The 15,860-nt window shown below is 73.2% G+C and carries 17 protein-coding genes; 9 read left to right on the top strand and 8 right to left on the bottom strand.

Going from position 1 to position 15,860, the window contains the following annotated elements:
- Positions 1–15: 15 nt before the first annotated feature.
- A complete protein-coding gene (locus HD601_RS07160; protein ID WP_184820554.1) occupies positions 16–219 on the bottom strand; it encodes a hypothetical protein in 204 nt (67 codons plus the stop codon).
- A 62-nt stretch (positions 220–281) separates the two neighbouring features.
- On the opposite strand from HD601_RS07160, the gene HD601_RS07155 reads away from it, so the two are divergent.
- Positions 282–521 carry a helix-turn-helix domain-containing protein gene (locus HD601_RS07155; RefSeq protein ID WP_184820552.1) on the top strand — a complete coding sequence of 80 codons (240 nt, stop codon included), beginning with the start codon at positions 282–284 and terminating at the stop codon, positions 519–521.
- A gap of 17 nt (positions 522–538) precedes the next feature.
- Here the strand turns inward: HD601_RS07155 and HD601_RS07150 are convergent, their stop codons facing one another.
- Both HD601_RS07150 and HD601_RS07145 read right to left on the bottom strand, forming a co-directional pair.
- Positions 539–1,501 (bottom strand): DUF3500 domain-containing protein, encoded by a 963-nt coding sequence (locus HD601_RS07150; RefSeq protein ID WP_184820550.1) that lies wholly within the window; start codon positions 1,499–1,501, stop codon positions 539–541.
- Positions 1,498–4,047, bottom strand: coding sequence for a sensor histidine kinase (locus HD601_RS07145; RefSeq protein WP_184820548.1), 2,550 nt, complete (start codon positions 4,045–4,047; stop codon positions 1,498–1,500). The genes HD601_RS07150 and HD601_RS07145 overlap by 4 nt, the downstream gene beginning before the upstream one ends.
- Positions 4,048–4,160: 113 nt before the next feature.
- On the opposite strand from HD601_RS07145, the gene HD601_RS07140 reads away from it, so the two are divergent.
- The 5 genes from HD601_RS07140 (at position 4,161) to HD601_RS07120 (ending at position 8,866) form a co-directional block, all read left to right on the top strand.
- The gene (locus HD601_RS07140; RefSeq protein ID WP_184820546.1) at positions 4,161–4,856 is read left to right on the top strand and encodes a response regulator transcription factor; all 696 of its coding nucleotides are present in this window, start codon (positions 4,161–4,163) and stop codon (positions 4,854–4,856) included.
- 100 nt (positions 4,857–4,956) lie between these two features.
- A complete protein-coding gene (locus HD601_RS07135; protein WP_184820545.1) occupies positions 4,957–5,871 on the top strand; it encodes an SDR family oxidoreductase in 915 nt (304 codons plus the stop codon).
- A gap of 8 nt (positions 5,872–5,879) precedes the next feature.
- Entirely contained in the window at positions 5,880–6,878 is a 999-nt protein-coding gene (locus tag HD601_RS07130; protein ID WP_221440649.1) for a Gfo/Idh/MocA family protein, read from the top strand.
- A 51-nt stretch (positions 6,879–6,929) separates the two neighbouring features.
- Entirely contained in the window at positions 6,930–7,994 is a 1,065-nt protein-coding gene (locus HD601_RS07125) for an alpha/beta fold hydrolase (RefSeq protein WP_184820542.1), read from the top strand.
- Complete coding sequence (locus HD601_RS07120) at positions 7,991–8,866, top strand: alpha/beta hydrolase (protein WP_184820540.1); 876 nt, start codon at positions 7,991–7,993, stop codon at positions 8,864–8,866. The genes HD601_RS07125 and HD601_RS07120 overlap by 4 nt, the downstream gene beginning before the upstream one ends.
- 4 nt (positions 8,867–8,870) lie before the next feature.
- Here the strand turns inward: HD601_RS07120 and HD601_RS07115 are convergent, their stop codons facing one another.
- Entirely contained in the window at positions 8,871–9,623 is a 753-nt protein-coding gene (locus tag HD601_RS07115) for a 3-hydroxybutyrate dehydrogenase (protein WP_184820538.1), read from the bottom strand.
- A 45-nt stretch (positions 9,624–9,668) separates the two neighbouring features.
- Here HD601_RS07115 and HD601_RS07110 point away from each other — a divergent pair, with 45 nt between their 5' ends.
- Complete coding sequence (locus HD601_RS07110; RefSeq protein ID WP_184820536.1) at positions 9,669–10,568, top strand: bifunctional helix-turn-helix transcriptional regulator/GNAT family N-acetyltransferase; 900 nt, start codon at positions 9,669–9,671, stop codon at positions 10,566–10,568.
- Between the two features lie 26 nt (positions 10,569–10,594).
- A complete protein-coding gene (locus HD601_RS07105; RefSeq protein ID WP_221440647.1) occupies positions 10,595–11,161 on the top strand; it encodes a DnaJ family domain-containing protein in 567 nt (188 codons plus the stop codon).
- Here the strand turns inward: HD601_RS07105 and HD601_RS07100 are convergent.
- On the bottom strand, positions 11,112–12,107 hold the full coding sequence (locus HD601_RS07100; RefSeq protein WP_184820534.1) for a sigma-70 family RNA polymerase sigma factor: 996 nt from the start codon (positions 12,105–12,107) through the stop codon (positions 11,112–11,114). The two genes, HD601_RS07105 and HD601_RS07100, sit on opposite strands and share 50 nt — an antisense overlap.
- Positions 12,108–12,232: 125 nt before the next feature.
- Between HD601_RS07100 and HD601_RS07095 the strand changes: the two genes are divergently transcribed.
- Positions 12,233–13,651, top strand: coding sequence for an MFS transporter (locus HD601_RS07095; RefSeq protein WP_184820532.1), 1,419 nt, complete (start codon positions 12,233–12,235; stop codon positions 13,649–13,651).
- Here the strand turns inward: HD601_RS07095 and HD601_RS07090 are convergent.
- The 3 genes from HD601_RS07090 to HD601_RS07080 are packed head-to-tail and all read right to left on the bottom strand — an operon-like array spanning position 13,641 to position 15,833.
- The gene (locus HD601_RS07090) at positions 13,641–14,438 is read right to left on the bottom strand and encodes an alpha/beta fold hydrolase (RefSeq protein ID WP_184820530.1); all 798 of its coding nucleotides are present in this window, start codon (positions 14,436–14,438) and stop codon (positions 13,641–13,643) included. The genes HD601_RS07095 and HD601_RS07090 overlap by 11 nt on opposite strands.
- 29 nt (positions 14,439–14,467) lie before the next feature.
- Positions 14,468–15,220: an SRPBCC domain-containing protein gene (locus HD601_RS07085; RefSeq protein WP_184820528.1), complete on the bottom strand. Its 753-nt coding sequence runs from the start codon at positions 15,218–15,220 to the stop codon at positions 14,468–14,470.
- A gap of 1 nt (position 15,221) precedes the next feature.
- Entirely contained in the window at positions 15,222–15,833 is a 612-nt protein-coding gene (locus HD601_RS07080; RefSeq protein WP_184820526.1) for an ArsR/SmtB family transcription factor, read from the bottom strand.
- Positions 15,834–15,860: the final 27 nt, after the last annotated feature.

The following is a 15,860-nucleotide window of genomic DNA, read 5'->3' as shown; positions in this document are numbered from 1 at the left end:
TCGAAATGTCGGGATTCAGGAGCGCTCGTCGGCCGGCCGGATCGTTGAGCCGGTGATGCGCAGGCCGTAGTGGTCGATCACGTGGGTGTCGTGGACGGTGCGTTTGGCGTGGTCGCGGGCGGCGTCTTCGGCTTGGGAGTAGCGGGTGTACTCGCGGCCGGTCCACGGGCAGGCGGGGCAGCGTGCGCGGTACCGAACCGGGGTCTTCGGCGGGGCCACGAGGGCACGATATATCGACAGCTAAACTTTGGCTATTCGATCAAGGGCGATCGGATGGGCGGGTGGTCGACAGCCGGGCTCCTGAGTATCAGCGGCTGTACGCCACGATCCGGCAGCTGCGGGAGGAGCGCGATCTCACGCAAGAGCAGCTCGGCGAGCGGCTCGGCCTGACCCAGCGCAAGGTGTCGCTGTTCGAGTCCGGCGACCGCCGCCTCGACGTCATCGAGCTGGTCCGCATCGCCAAGGCGCTCGGGGTCGGGCTCACCGAGCTCCTCGACCGCGCGGGCATCGAGTACACCTGACGCCACGCCTGACCGCGTCACCCGTGGTGGGCGGCGTGGTGCGCCGCCAGCAGGTCGTCACCCCAGTCGTGGCGCAGGTCGCGCCAGACGGAGTGGACGTGGTTGGCGTCCTGCTGGGTGTTGTCGTACTCCAGCAGGAACGTCGGGCCCAGCACGGCGTAGTAGTGGCCGTGGCCGGGCTCGACCGGGCCGGCCCAGCGGAACGTCACCCGCTCCAGTCCGGCATCGACGATCGACGCCCACGCCGGCTCCGCAATGGACGCCGACACCCGGCCCACGTACAGCCGGATCAGCCGCTCCAGCAGCTCGCGCCCCTCGGCGGGTAGGTCGCCGTACGCCAGCCCCGGCGCCACCAACCCGGCGTCGGCGACGGGGTCGTCGCGGGTGAGGATGTCGCGCGGCGCCTCCTCCGACGTGACGGCGACCGCCTGCAGCGATGGCGGTAGCGACGTCACCAGCGCCCGCCCGAGGTCCTGCTCGGCCGCCAGCGTCCGCCGTCCGGCCCCGGGATAGCCGGCCGGAACCGTCGACGGGTTGGCGCCGAAGAACTGGGGCGTCCCGGCGACCCTTCCATCGACGACGGTGACAGTGACGGCGAGGTGGTGGCCGCCCACCTTCCACGCCCACGGCGACGAGGATCCTGGCGTGCCGTGCACCCGGAACCAGTACCGATCCGGCTGCCGCTTCGACCAGGTGTCCATCCCGGCGGAGCGCTCGACGGCGCCGAGCACCGTCTCGAGCGCCATGATCGCCCGCGCGTCCGCCAGCCCGGGCTCGGACAGCCCTTCCGCCAGCAGCGCCAGCGCCAGCTCACGCTGCGCATCGGACATCTCGCCCAGCGTCAGCCCCGGTCGCGACCGCGGCAGGTAGGTGAACGTGCGCCGGTCGGCCGCGTCGAACGGCGCCGCGGCTTGGGCGAGCTGGTCGGGGTCGAGCGCGGCCAGGAACGCCGTCGCCGCCCGGGTCATCGAGTCGCTCATCGAGCACCACTCTGCCAGGTGCCCGCGTCGTCGAGCGGGAGCGTCACGCGCATCGTCAGGCCGCCGTCGGGCGTGGTCTCGGGGACGAGCGTGCCGCCCATCGCCTCGGTCAGCCCGCGCGAGAGCGCCAGCCCGAGCCCCATCCCGGTGCCGCTGTCGCCGAGGCGCTGGAACGGGACGAAGACACGGTCGCGCTGGTCCTCGGGGATGCCCGGCCCGTGGTCGACGACCAGCAGATCGACGGCGGAGTCCTCCTCGCGGGCGGTGACGGTGGGCGGGCGGTCCGCCGGGCTGAACCGCAGCGCGTTGCCGATGACGTTGACCAGCACCCGTTCCAGCAGGGCGGGGTCGGCCTGCACCGGCGGCAGGTCCGAAGGCAGGTCGACGACGACCGCGCGGCCCGGCTCGCCGAGCTCGTCGAGGGCCCGCGCGACGCTGTCGCCGGCCGCCGTCGGCAGCAGCGTCACCCCGAGCACGCCCGCCTGCAGCCGGCTCAGGTCGAGCAGGTTCGCGATCAGCGTCGCCAGCCGGTCCAGCGACTCGTCCGCGGTGGCCAGCAGCTCGACCTCGTCGTCGGGGTCGAACTGGACCTCGTCGCTGCGCAGACTGGTGACGGCGGCCTTGGCGGCGGCCAGCGGCGTGCGCAGGTCGTGGCTGACGGCGGCCAGCAGCGCCGTGCGCATCCGGTCGGCCTCGGCGATGGTCCCGGCCGAGGCCGCCTGCCGGGCCAGCCGCTCCTGCCGCAGGGCCAGCGCGGCCTGGGCGGCGTACGCCTCGATGACCCGGCGGTCCTCGGCCGGCAGCGCGCCGGGTCCGCGCAGGGCGAGCGAGAGCGAGTCGTCGATGGGGACCTCGACGTCGGCGTCGGCGGGGGTGAGGCAGGGCCGCTCGCCGACGCAGGCCACCACGGACCACGTCGCGGGGTCCTGGTGGCTGCCCGGCAGCCGCGGCGCGTCGGCCGGGCGCTCCAGCAGCGTCACCGACGTCAGCGAGTACGTCTCGAGCAGCCGCTCCAGCAGCCCGATGAGCGGCCGCGGGTTACCGACCATGCTGCCGGCGACGGTGGCGAGGCTCTGCGCGTCGGCGCTCGCGCGGGCCGCCTCGCGGGTGCGCCGGGCCGCCTGGTCGACGACGACGCTCACCGACGCGGCCACCAGCAGGAAGACCGCCAGCGCGATGATGTTCTCGAGCCGGTTCACCTCGAACGAGTGCAGCGGCTCGGTGTAGAACCAGTTGAGCAGCAGGAACCCGCCGCCCGCCGCGAGCAGCGCCGGCCACATGCCGCCGACCAGCGCCACCGCGATGACCATCGCCAGCAGCAACAGCTCGCCGGTCGCCAGCGAGACGTCGTCCTCGGGCAGCCGCACCCCGAGGATCAGCAGCGGGAGGCCGACCACGGCGAGCACGAACCCGGCGACCTGGCGGTGCCGAGACAGCGCGCTGCCCAGGGCGGCGTTGCGGCCGCGCCCGGCCTGCTGGTGCGGCACGAGATGGACGTCCATCGAGCCGGACAGCGACATCGTCGTCAGCGCGACGCCGCGGGAGAACAGCTGGGCCAGCCGGCCGCGGCGGCTCGCGCCGAGCACCAGCTGGGTGGCGTTGACGCCGCGGGCGAACTCGATCAGCGCCGACGGGATGTCCTCGCCGAGCACCTGGTGGAACGTGCCGCCGAGGCTCTCGACCAGTAGCCGCTGCCGGGCCAGCTGCGTCGGGTCGGCGCCGACCAGCCCGTCGCTGGGCGAGACGTGCACGGCCATGAGGTCCGCGCCCTTGCCGCGGTCGGCGATGCGGGCGGCGCGGCGGACCAGCGTCTCGCCCTCGGGTCCGCCGGTCAGCGCGACGACGACCCGCTCGCGCGCTTCCCAGGTGTCGTCGATGCGGTGGTCGGCGCGATAGCGGTCCAGCTGGTCGTCGACCTTGTCGGCCAGCCAGAGCAGGGCCAGCTCGCGCAGCGCCGTGAGGTTGCCGACGCGGAAGTAGTTGCCCAGCGCCGCGTCGATCTTCTCCTTCGCGTAGACGTTGCCGTGGACCATCCGGCGGCGCAGCGCCTCGGGCGTCATGTCGGTCAGCTCGACCTGGTCGGCGCGGCGGACCACCTCGTCGGGGACGGTCTCGCGCTGCGGCACTCCGGTGATCCGCTCGACGACGTCGTTGAGCGACTCGAGGTGCTGGATGTTCACCGTCGACAGCACCGTGATGCCGGCGTCGAGCAGCTCCTCGATGTCCTGCCAGCGCTTGGCGTTGCGCGACCCCGGCACGTTGGTGTGCGCGAGCTCGTCGACCAGCGCGACCTCCGGCTTGCGGCGCAGCACGGCGTCGAGGTCCATCTCCTCGAACGAGCCGCCGCGGTAATGGACGGTGCGGCGCGGCACCACCTCGAGGTCGCCGATCTGCTCCGCCGTCCGGGCCCGCCCGTGCACCTCGACGAACCCGACGACGACGTCGGCGCCGCGGCCCCGGCGCCGGTGCGCCTCCTCGAGCATGGCGAACGTCTTCCCGACGCCCGGCGCGGCGCCCAGGTAGATCCGCAGCTGCCCGCGTCCCATGCCCCCAGTCTGACCGCAGGCTGACGCCGTCGCCGTCAAGAAGCCGTCAAGAGTCGTGCTCGCGTTGCTGTTCCGTACGAGAATGCGAGCGGCGCGCGGCTACCATCGGCGGCATGGAGTCACCCGGCCGGGTGCTCGTCGTCGACGACGACGCCGGCATCCGCAAGACCCTCGCGCTGAACCTCAAGGCCCGTGGGTACACCGCCGATCTCGCCGGCACCGGTGAACAGGCCCTGCAGCTGGCCGCCCGCAACCACCCCGACGCCGTCATCCTCGACCTCGGGCTGCCCAGCATGGACGGCCTCGACGTCGTCCGCGGCATCCGCGGCTGGTCGTCGGTGCCCATCCTGGTGCTCTCGGGTCGCGGCACCGAGGCGGCGAAGGTCGAGGCGCTCGACCTCGGCGCCGACGACTACCTCACCAAGCCGTTCGGCATGGACGAGCTGTTCGCCCGGCTCCGCGCGGCCACTCGGCGCGCGGTCCTGCCCGACGGCAACGCCGTGGTCGCGACGGACGACTTCACCATCGACTTCGCGGCCAAACGGGTCGTCCGCGACGGCGTCGCGGTCCGCCTGACACCGCGGCAGTGGCACATCGTCGAGATGCTGATCCGCCACCACGGCCGGCTGGTCACCTACGAGCAGCTCCTGCACGAGGTGTGGGGGCCCGCCTACGGGACGGAGACCAACTACCTGCGGGTGTTCATGACCCAGATCCGCCAGCGGCTCGAGCCGGAGCCCTCGAAGCCGCGCTACTTCATCACCGAGCCCGGCCTCGGCTACCGCTTCCAGCTCCCCGGCGATCTGTAGCTGAACCGCTCTCCGTCCGTCAGCCTGGTCGCGCTGAAGCACCTCGCCGAATCGAGTGACTGACACTCCGTGTCAGTGATGCGCTCACACCATGGGTGCCATGGAGAAGAACCTGGAAGGCAAGGTCGCGCTCGTCGCGGGGGCGTCGCGCGGCGCGGGTCGGGGGATCGCCGTCGAGCTCGGGGCGGCTGGCGCGACGGTGTACTGCTCGGCACGCAGCACGCGGGCGCAGCGGTCGGAGCAGGACCTGCCCGAGACCATCGAGGAGACCGCCGAGCTGGTCACCGCGGCCGGCGGCACCGGCATCCCGGTGCAGACCGACCATCTGGTGCCCGAGCAGGTCAAGGCGCTGGTCGACCGCATCGACGCCGAGCAGGGCCGGCTGGACGTGCTGGTCAACGACATCTGGGGCGGCGAGCTGCTGTTCGCCTGGGACGACAAGCTCTGGGAGCACTCGCTGGAGAAGGGCCTGCGGATCCTCCGGCTCGCCATCGACACCCACATCGTCACCAGCCACTTCGCGCTGCCTTTGCTCATCAGGACCAAGGGCGGCCTGGTCGTCGAGATGACCGACGGCACGGCGGACTACAACGCCGCCAACTACCGGGTCTCGTTCTTCTACGACCTCGCGAAGTCGTCGGTGCTGCGCATGGCGTTCGCCCAGGCCCAGGAGCTGGCGCCGTACGGAGCGACCGCCGTCGCGATGACGCCGGGCTGGCTGCGCTCGGAGCTGATGCTGAAGCACTTCGGCGTCACCGAGCAGAACTGGCGCGACGCGCTGGGGGCGCAGCCGCACTTCGCGATCTCCGAGACGCCGCGCTACGTGGGCCGGGCGGTCGCCGCGCTGGCCGCCGACCCCGACGTCGCGCGCTGGAACGGGCAGTCGCTGTCGAGCGGTCAACTGGCGCCGGTTTATCGTTTCACTGACCTCGACGGCAGCCGCCCGAACGCGTGGCGGTACCTGGTGGAGGTGCAGGACGCCGGCAAGCCCGCCGACGTCACGGGGTACCGCTAGGAGGGCACATGGCGACGGACGGGAACGGCCGGATCCGCTGGGGCATCATGGGCACCGGCGGCATCGCGGCGTCGTTCGCGCGCGACCTGCAGCTCGTCGACGACGCCCAGGTGGTCGCCGTCGGTTCCCGCACCGACGAGAGCGCCAGCCGCTTCGCCGGCCGGTTCGACGTGCCGCGCGCGTACGGCTCGTACGAGAAGCTGGTCGCGGACCCCGACGTCGACGTCGTGTACGTAGCCACGCCGCAGACCGCGCACGCGGCGAACGTCCGGCTCGCGCTCGAGGCCGGGAAGCCGGTGCTGTGCGAGAAGCCGTTCACCATCACCGCCGCCGAGGCCCGCGAGCTGGTCGACCTGGCGCGCGAGCGTGGACTGCTGCTCATGGAGGCGATGTGGACGCGGTTCCTGCCGCACTTCCGCCGCATCGACCAGTTGCTGCGCTCGGGCGTTCTCGGTGACGTGACGACGGTGGTCGCCGACCACGGGCAGGCCATCCCGGCCGACGGCGGACACCGTCTGCACAACCCAGCGCTGGCCGGCGGCGCCCTGCTCGACCTCGGCGTCTACCCGATCTCGCTCGCGTCGTACGTGCTGGGCCGGCCGGCCACCGTCACGGCGGCCGGCACCCTGCTGCCCAACGGCCTCGACGCGCAGACGTCCGCCGTCCTCACCTATGAGACCGGCGCGCACGCCGTCGTGACCACCACCCTGGGCGCCCGGACGGCCAACCGCGCCGTCATCACCGGCACGCGGGCCCGGCTCGAGATCGACGACGTCTGGTACACGCCGACGTCGTTCTCGCTGCTGCGGCCCAACGCGCAGGCGCCGGAGCGGTTCGAGCAGCCGCGCATCGGCGGCGGGCTGCGTCACCAGGCCGTCGAGGTCGGCCGGCTGCTGCGTGAGGGCGCGACCGAGAGCGAGATCATGCCGCTCGACGAGACCGTCGCGATCATGGAGACCATGGACGAGATCCGCCGCCAGATCGGCCTGCGCTACCCCGGGGAATAGGGCTCGGTACTGAGCCCCGATGTAGGGCATGATCTGCCTGAGGAGGGGGCCATGACATCGACGCTCATGCCTGGTGTGGTGCAGACGCGGCACAGCACGCCGCGGCTCACCGTCAACACGCTCACCGTGGAGGGCCGCGACGACGGTGAGCCCGTGGTCTTCGTCCACGGCAACGTCTCGTCCGGCGTGTTCTGGCAGCGCGCCATGGTGCGGCTGCCGGACCGGTTCCGCCCGGTCGCGGTCGACCTGCGCGGGTTCGGCGGCACCGACACGCTGCCGGTCGACGCCACCCGCGGCGTCCGCGACTACGCCGACGACGTCGCCGGCCTGCTCGACACACTGGGCCTCGACGGCGCCCACCTGGTCGGCTGGAGCATGGGTGCCGCCGTCGTCCTGCAGCAGCTGCTCGACGCGCCGGCCCGGTACCGCTCGGTCACGCTGGTCAACCCGGTGTCGCCCTACGGCTTCGGCGCGACCCGCGGGGCCGACGGCGCGCTGGCCGACGCGTCGGCGGCCGGGTCCGGGGGCGGCGCGGCCAACCCCGACTTCGTGGCCCGCCTGCGCGACGGCGACCGCGGCGACGACGCTCCCACCTCGCCGCGGCAGGTCATGCTGGCGGCGTACTTCAAACCGCCGTTCGTGCCGCCCGCCGACGAGGTCGAGGCCTACCTCGACTCCATGCTGACCACCGCCGTCGGCGACGACCACTACCCGGGCGACTCGGTGGCGACCTCGGCCTGGCCGGGGCTGGGGCCGGGGACCCGCGGCGTGCTCAACACCATGGCCCCGACCCACCTGCACCTCGACGGCCTGGACGCGATCGACCCGAAGCCGCCGATCCGCTGGATCCGCGGCTCCGACGACGTCATCGTCTCCGACACGTCGCTGTTCGACCTGGCGTACCTGGGGTCGCTCGGCGTGGTGCCGGGCTGGCCGGGCGCCGACGTCGCTCCGCCGCAACCGATGCTCGCCCAGACCCGTGCCGTCCTCGAGAAGTACCGCGCGGCCGGCGGCGTCACCGGCGAGACCGTCATCGACGACGCCGGCCACAGCCCGCACGTCGAGAAGCCGGACGAGTTCGTGGCCGCGCTCGTGAGCAGGTTGGACGAACGATGACACTCGGGGTCGCGGTCGACGGGGGCACGCTCGCGGTCCACGAGCTGGGGCACGGAGGGGCCGGCAGCCCCGTCGTCATGGCGCTGCATGGCATCACGGCCAACGCGCTGGCGTTCGGCGCGGTCGCCCAGGCGCTGGACGGCGAGGTGCGGATGCTCGCGCCCGACCTGCGCGGCCGGGCCGACAGCCGGTCGATCCGCGGACCGTGGGGACTGGCCGCCCACGCGGCCGACGTCATCGCCGTCCTGGATGCGGTCCGAGTGGAGAAGGCGATCCTGCTCGGCCACTCGATGGGCGCGTACGTGGCGGCGCTGACGGCGTACCTGCATCCGTCCCGGGTGTCGTCGCTGGTGCTGGTCGACGGCGGGGTCGGCTTCCCGGCGCCGTCGGGCGACATCGACGAGGCGCTCGAGAAGGTCATCGGCCCGGCCATGACCCGGCTGTCCATGACCTTCGCAGACGATTCGGACTACCTGGACTTCTGGCGTGAGCACCCGGGCATCGGCCCCGGCCTGTCCGCGCCGTACGGAGACCTGCTGACGGCGTACCTGCGCCACGACCTCGTGGGCCGCGACGGCGAGCGCCGGTCGTCCTGCGTGCTGGACGCGGTCCGTGCCGACGGCGCCGACGTGCTCGCCGACCCGGCGGTGCTGGGCGCGCTGCACGACGGGACGGTGCCGGCGACCCTCCTGTACGCGGCGCGCGGCCTGCAGGACGAGCCCCAGGGCCTCCTCGACGCCGACCGCATCGCCGCCGCCGACCTCCCGCCGACCGTCCGCATCCTCCCCGCCGGCGGTGTCAACCACTACACCGTCCTCTTCGAGCCCCAGGCCGTCCGCCTCATCGCCTACGCCGTCGGCACCTCGGTCTAGGGCGTCAGCGGGCGGACCAGCCGCCGTCGATGACGAGGTTCGTGCCGGTGACGGACTGCGCGGCCGGGCTCGCCAAAAAGGCGACTGCTTCGGCGACCTCGTCGGGCTCGATGAGGCGCTTGATCGCCTCGTTGGCGAGCAGGATCTCGCTGACGACGCGTTCTTCGGGCAGGTCGTGCACCTTGGCCTGGTCGGCGATCTGTGCCTCGACGAGCGGGGTGCGGACGTAGCCGGGGTTGACGCAGTTCGACGTCACCCCGTGCGCGGCCCCCTCGAGCGCCGTCACCTTCGACAGCCCTTCCAGGCCGTGCTTCGCCGACACGTAGGCGGACTTGAACGGGCTGGCCCGCAGTCCGTGCGCGCTGGACACGTTGACCACGCGCCCCCACCCACGTGCGTACATGCCCGGCAGGGCCGCCCGGATGAGCAGGAACGGCGCCTCGAGCATGAGCCGCAGGATGAACGCGAACCGGTCCGGCGGGAACTCCTCGAGCCGGGCGACGTGCTGGACGCCGGCGTTGTTGACCAGGACGTCGACATCCACCTCGGCCGTCGCCAGAGAAACCGTGTCGGAGAGGTCCACCTGCCACGGCTCGCCACCACACTCGGCGGCGACGGCAGCCGCGCGGTCGCCGTCGACGTCCGCGACGATGACGTGGGCGCCGGCCGTGCCGAGGCGCCGGGCCACAGCGGCGCCGATGCCGCTGCCGCCGCCGGTGACGAGCGCTCGCCGACCGGCCAGATCGAGTTCGGCCATGCGCCGACTCTAGAGCTCCAGCAAGTACCTGACTAGAGTCAGGGAATGGACGAGGCGATGATCGCGCAGGTCCGGCGCTTCAACCGGGTCGTCACGCAGCAGGTCGGCGCCCTCAATGACCAGTTCCTGGCCCGCGACCGGCCGCTGGGGGAGTCGCGGTTGCTCTGGGAGATCGGCACCGGGAGCGACGGCCGCGACGTGCGGTCGCTGCGCACGGCGCTCGACCTCGACTCCGGGTACGTCAGCCGGCTGCTGCGCTCGCTCGAGGCGTCCGGCCTGGTCACGACGGAGCGCAGCCCGGCCGACCGCCGGGTCATGCTGGCCCGGCTCACCGAGGCGGGCGAGGCGGAGAAGGACGTGCTCGACGAGCGCAGCGACGAGCTCGCGACCCAGTTGCTTGGGGCTCTGACGGAGAACCAGCGCGGCCGGCTGGTCGCCGCCATGGCCGACGTCGAGCGGTTGCTGACGGCGGCGACGGTGCGCATCGCGCCGGCCGACCCCGAGGACCCGGCCGCCCGGCACTGCCTGCGCGCTTACGCCGCCGAGCTGAACGCGCGGTTCCCGACCGGCTTCGACCCCGGGCGCAGCATCCGCGCCGACGCCGCCGACCTGCGCCCGCCGAACGGCCTGCTCCTCCTCGCCAGCCTGCACGAGGCGCCGGTGGGCTGCGGGGCGCTCAAGTTCCACGGCGCCGAGCCGGCCGAGCTGAAGCGCATGTGGGTCGACGGCGGCGCGCGCGGCCTGGGGGTCGGCCGGCGCCTGCTGGCCGAGCTCGAACGCCGGGCCGCCGAGCACGGAGCGCCCGCCGTCCGGCTCGAGACGAACCGGGCGCTGACCGAGGCGATCGCGCTCTACCGGTCCGCCGGCTACGTCGAACGCGAGGCGTTCAACGACGAGCCGTACGCCCACCACTGGTTCGAGAAGGCCCTCCCGCCCCCGGCCTGATGACCCCCACCTGCGAGAATGGGGTGATGGCGGAACGCAAACCGCCCGGCATGGGCTACGAGACGTGGGTCGACAAGCAGATCCGCGAGGCCGAGGCACGCGGCGAGTTCGACGACCTGCCGCTGGCCGGGAAGCCGCTGCCGCCCCGTCGTCCCGGCGACGAGTACACCTGGATCCGCGAGAAGCTGGCCCGCGAGGGCGAGTCGACCGACGCCCTGCTGCCGACGCCGCTGCGGCTGCGCAAAGAGATCCACCGGCTGCCCGAGACCCTCCGCGACATCCGCACCGAGCAGGCCGTCCGCGACGTCGTCCGCGAGCTCAACGAGCAGGTCATGCAGTGGCTGCGGGCACCGTCGGGCCCGCAGATCCCGGTCGCGCCGGTCGACGCCGACACCGTCGTCGCCGAGTGGCGCACGGCGCGGGCCGAGCGCGCGGCCGCCGAACAGCAGGTCCAGGCAGAACGCGCCGCCGCGGCCGAACTGGCCGCCGCGGAAGCCGCCGCAGAAGCCACTGAGGCCCGCCGCGAGCGCCGCCGCAACCGCCTCAGGTGGTGGCGCCGGCCCGATGGACCGCGGGCAGACCGAACGCGCTGACCCACTCGGCGCCCAGGAACACCGTCAGCCGCTCGATCCGCTCGCCGGCTGTCGTCAGCACCACCACTCCGTGCGCCCGGTGCACACCGTCGGCGTCGCACTTGTACATCGCGTGCGCCGGCTGCCCGTTCGCCCGGACCCGCACCGTCCGCATCGAACCCGGTGATCCGAGCCGCGGCGCGAGGAACCGCCCGACCGCCTCGGCGCCGCGGAACCAGGTCGCGTGCGGCGGCATCTCGAGGACGGCGTCGTGCGCGAGCAGCCGGACCAGCCCGTCGACGTCGGCCCGCTCGAACGCCGTCGCGTACCGGTCCAGCAGGTCACGCTGCCGCCCGTCCAGGGGAGCCGGGGTGACGGCGTCCACACCGAGCCCGTCGAGCTGCGTCCGCGCCCGCCGCAGCGCACTGTTGACCGCCGTTGTCGTCGTGTCGAGCAGTGACGCGACCTCGGCCGCGCGCCAGCGCAGCACGTCGCGCAGGATCAACACGGCCCGCTGCCGCGCCGGCAGGTACTGCAGTGCCGCGACCAGCGCCAGCCGCGTGCTCTCGCGGCCGACGGCCACAGCTGCCGGATCGCCACCCGACGAGCCGTCGTCCGGGAACGGCTCCAGCCACGCCACGTCGGTGAGCGGCGGATCCAGCGCCGCCTCGGGGTCGGCGGCTGGCCCGGCCAGGCCCGACGGCAGCGCCCGCCGCCCGCGCGACTCGATGGCCCGGAGGCACGCCCGGGTCGCGATCGTGTACAGCCAGGTCCGCAGCGACGCCCGGCCCTCGAACCCGGCGTAGCCGCGCCAGGCCCGCAGGTAGGTCTCCTGGACGGTGTCCTCGGCGTCGTGCAGCGAGCCGAGCATGCGGTAGCAGTGCGCCAGCAGCTCCCGCCGGTACGGGTCGGCCTGCCGGGCGAACTCGTCGGCCCGCGCCTCGGACGGCGACATCGTCACGGTCATCGATCCTCCTCGTGCCTTCTCACACCTGTACAGATCCGCCGGCGCCGCGGAAGTCATCGGCGATTTCCCGAGAACCCGCGGATCTGCCTGGGTGACGGATTCGTGGACATGGATGGAGTCGCGTGATGACGCCCCGCTCGCACCGGGCCTGGGTACTGGCCCTCACCTCGATCGCCTCGCTGATGGTGGCGCTCGACACGCTGATCGTGACGGTCGCCCTGAGCACCATCAGGGACGATCTCGGTGCCACGCTGGAGGAGCTGGAGTGGACGGTCAACGCCTATAACCTCAGCCTGGCCGTGCTGCTGATGACCGGGTCGGCGCTGGGCGAGCGGTACGGCCGGCGCCGGCTGTTCGCCGTCGGCCTGGTCGGGTTCACCGTGGCGTCGGCCGCGTGCGCGCTGGCGCCGGGCGTCGGCTGGCTCATCGCGGCCCGGGTCGCCCAGGGCGCGGGCGCGGCGCTGCTGATGCCGCTCTCGCTGGCGATCCTCAGCGCCGCCTACCCGCCCGAGCGGCGCGGCCGGGCCATGGGGATCTTCATGGGGGTGACGGGGTTGTCGGTGGTCGGCGGCCCACTGCTCGGCGGCGCGATCACCGAGGGCGTGTCCTGGGAGTGGATCTTCTGGCTGAACGTGCCGCTCGGCCTGCTGGTGCTGCCGTTCGTGCTGACCCGCATCGAGGAGAGCCGCGGCTTCGGCACCGGGCTGGACCTTCCGGGCCTCGCATTGGGGACGGCGGCAGCGTTCGGCCTGGTCTGGGGGCTGGTGCGCGGCAACGTCGCCGGCTGGGACAGTCTGGAGGTCGTCGGCGCGCTCGTGCTCGGCGCACTGCTGCTGGTGGCGTTCGTCGCCTGGGAGCGGCGCGCGCGGGAGCCGATGCTGCCGCTGGAGTTCTTCCGGTCGCGAGCGTTCTCGGCGGGCAACGCGACCGGCTTCCTGCTGACGGCCTCGCTGTTCGGCACGCTGTTCGTGATCGCGCAGTTCCTGCAGATCGGCCTGGGCCACTCGCCGTTCGAGGCGGGGCTGCGGCTGGTGCCGTGGACCGGCTGCCTCATGGTCGTGGCGCCGCTGGCCGGCGCGCTGGTCGACCGGCTGGGCGAGCGGCCGTTCCTGGTCGGCGGGCTGCTGCTGCAGGCCGGCGGGTTCGGCTGGATTGCGCTGGTCGCCGAGCCGGGCATGGCCTACGGGCCGCTGGTGCCGCCGCTGGTCGTCAGCGGCGTCGGCATCGCCATGGCGATCCCCGCCACGCAGAACTCCGTCGTCGGCGCCGTGCCGCCGCACATGATCGGCAAGGGCGCCGGCACGAACACGATGCTCCGGCAGCTCGGCGGCGTCTTCGGTGTCGCCGTGCTGGTCGCGGTGTTCGCCGGCTGGGGCGGCTACGAGTCGCCGCAGGCGTTCGCCGACGGGTTCGTGGCCGCCCTGGCCGGTGCCTCGCTGCTGGCGCTGCTCGGCGCCGCCGCCGGGCTGCTGATTCCCCGGCGGCGGACGACGGCGGCGGCCGCGGCCCCGGGGGAGCGGGCGCCGGAGGTCGTCAGGAGCTGAAGTACTTCGCGAGCACCGGGACCTGCACGGCCGCCTTCACCATGTGCGTCTGGCCGGGCAGGGACCGGTGCTCGGCGTTCGGCAGCACCTCGGCGAGCCGGCGCTGGCTGTTGCGCATGTACTCGGGGCTCTTGCCGCCGTCCATGACCAGTGCCGGCTGGGTGACGGCGGACCAGCGGTCGGCCGGGAACGGCTTGCCGTAGCCGGTGTCGCCGAGCACGCGGTAGTCGTACGGGATGGTGTGCGCGACGGCCATGAGCTTCTTCCAGACCTTCGTGCGGCGCATGATCGCGATGACGAACGACGGCGTGCCGACGGTCTTCATGAACAGCTTGACGACGTCGCTGCGGCGGTCGGCCGCGACCAGCTCGTCGGTGCGCGAGAGCAGGTCGTCGGGCCACTGCTTGCCGGTGTCGTCGGTGATGGCCGGCAGCTCGTAGAGCGCGAGTTTGCGCACCCCGGAGCCTGGCCGCTTCGCCACCTCGAGCGCCAGCGCGGCGCCGGACGAGCACCCGTACATGAGGACGTCGCCGCCGGCCTCGGCGATGAGCGCCTCGAGGTCCTCGGCCTCGCGCTCGACGGCGTACGGCGCGGTGTCGGTGCTCTCGCCCCGGCCGCGGCGGTCATAGAAGTAGACGGTGAACATGGCGGCCAGGCCGTCGGCGAGGTCGGCCATGGGGCCGAAGTCGCGGTAGCACATGGCGCCGTCGACGAGGACCAGCGCCGGGCCGGAGCCGACCTTGGTGTAGGCGATGGTGGTGCCGTCGGCCGAGGTGACGGTGGACATGATCGGAACTCTCCTTGGAGGTGGGACGGTCAGCCGAGGACGCGGGCGAGCCAGGACTGCCAGGCGGCGTCGGTGTGGCGGGCGGCCTCATCGGGGTCGTCGGTGAAGACGTGGTGCGAGGCGATGAGCGGACCCCGGAACCCCTGGAGGAACCGGATCAGCGCGCCGTCGGTGCGGATGCCGAGGGTGTCGGGGTTGACGTAGTACACGACGCCGTCCTCGGCCGCGCCGCCGGCGAACCGAAGGCTGGCGCCGTCGCCGGCCGACACCGGGGCGCTGAGGCCGAGCTCGGAGTACAGGGTGGCCCAGGCGTGGTCGCGGTCGGCGACGGGCGGGCCGAACGCCGTGACGGGCGTGGCGGCGCGGCCGGCGAAGTGGCCGAGGTACTCGAACAGCGTGCGGAAGAACATCTGGTGCCCGCGCGCCATCGCCTCGAACTCGTCGGCCCAGTCGTCGCCCGGGAGGAAGCCACTGGCGACGACCCGCAGCGTGGTGCTGGCCCGGCCGCGGCCCTCGAGCAGGAACTCGTAGGCGACGAACCGGCCGTCCGGCGCGGTCTCGGTGCCGTAGGCGAGCCGGTGCCCGGGCTCCCACGCGGTGACGGGCTGCTTCGGGGAGTAGCCGCCGAAGTCGAGGCGGACGACGCCGTCGGCGCCGGGCTCGACGTCGGCGCGGCCCATGAACCAGGACTCGATGCCGGGGCCCGTCGCGATGGCCTCCCAGACCTGCTCCGGCGTGGCGTCGACGTCGGCCTGGTGCACGGACTCGAACTCGCGGCCCACGTCAGGACTCCTTCGTCTCTGCGGCGTCCGGCCGGGTGTCGACGCTGGGATGGGCGGCGACGACGACGCGGTAGACGCGGCCGCCGGGGGCGGACTCGTCGTGGTACTTGGCGACCAGCGCGGTGACGGCGCCGCCGAGCTCCTCGGCGAACGCCGCGCGCTCGGCGGGCGAGGCGAAGCGCACCTCGCCGTCGATGGCGAACGTCGCCACCCGCTGACGCGCCTTGGACGACGCGGTGAGCAGTAGACCGACGTCGCGGACCAGCTTCGACGCCAGCGCCAGCAGCCAGCGGGCCGAGAGCCGGTCGGGCGAGCGGGACGGGTCGGGCTGCACGGCCGCCAGGGCGACCGGCGAGATGACGTACGACGCCGCCGTGGCCTGCAGCACCCGCTCGGTGACGTTGCCCTTCCGGCGCTCCTCGACCAGCTCGACCAAGCCGTGCCGCTCGAGCGTGCGCAGGTGGTAGTTCACCTTCTGCCGGGCCAGGCCGACGCGTGCGGCCAGCATGGTGGCCGACCCCGGCTCGGCGAGCGCCGCCAGCAGCCGGGTCCGCATGGGGTCCAGGGACGCCTCCGCTGCCGCGGGGTCCTCGATCACCGTCACGTCCTGCATGCCGAGAAGCCTCTCACCGACAAAACT

It is taken from the genome of Jiangella mangrovi (assembly GCF_014204975.1).
GTDB classification, from domain to species: Bacteria; Actinomycetota; Actinomycetes; order Jiangellales; family Jiangellaceae; genus Jiangella; species Jiangella mangrovi.
This window is presented reverse-complemented; position numbering and strand designations above follow the sequence as displayed.

Coding starts and splice junctions, on each gene's coding strand:
- HD601_RS07090 (WP_184820530.1), bottom strand. CDS start 14,438: ATGTCCACCGTCACCTCGGCCGACGGCACCACCATCGCCTACACCAAG.
- HD601_RS07095 (WP_184820532.1), top strand. CDS start 12,233: ATGACGCCCCGCTCGCACCGGGCCTGGGTACTGGCCCTCACCTCGATC.
- HD601_RS07100 (WP_184820534.1), bottom strand. CDS start 12,107: ATGACCGTGACGATGTCGCCGTCCGAGGCGCGGGCCGACGAGTTCGCC.
- HD601_RS07105 (WP_221440647.1), top strand. CDS start 10,595: ATGGCGGAACGCAAACCGCCCGGCATGGGCTACGAGACGTGGGTCGAC.
- HD601_RS07080 (WP_184820526.1), bottom strand. CDS start 15,833: ATGCAGGACGTGACGGTGATCGAGGACCCCGCGGCAGCGGAGGCGTCC.
- HD601_RS07140 (WP_184820546.1), top strand. CDS start 4,161: ATGGAGTCACCCGGCCGGGTGCTCGTCGTCGACGACGACGCCGGCATC.
- HD601_RS07135 (WP_184820545.1), top strand. CDS start 4,957: ATGGAGAAGAACCTGGAAGGCAAGGTCGCGCTCGTCGCGGGGGCGTCG.
- HD601_RS07130 (WP_221440649.1), top strand. CDS start 5,880: ATGGCGACGGACGGGAACGGCCGGATCCGCTGGGGCATCATGGGCACC.
- HD601_RS07115 (WP_184820538.1), bottom strand. CDS start 9,623: ATGGCCGAACTCGATCTGGCCGGTCGGCGAGCGCTCGTCACCGGCGGC.
- HD601_RS07120 (WP_184820540.1), top strand. CDS start 7,991: ATGACACTCGGGGTCGCGGTCGACGGGGGCACGCTCGCGGTCCACGAG.
- HD601_RS07125 (WP_184820542.1), top strand. CDS start 6,930: ATGACATCGACGCTCATGCCTGGTGTGGTGCAGACGCGGCACAGCACG.
- HD601_RS07110 (WP_184820536.1), top strand. CDS start 9,669: ATGGACGAGGCGATGATCGCGCAGGTCCGGCGCTTCAACCGGGTCGTC.
- HD601_RS07145 (WP_184820548.1), bottom strand. CDS start 4,047: ATGGGACGCGGGCAGCTGCGGATCTACCTGGGCGCCGCGCCGGGCGTC.
- HD601_RS07150 (WP_184820550.1), bottom strand. CDS start 1,501: ATGAGCGACTCGATGACCCGGGCGGCGACGGCGTTCCTGGCCGCGCTC.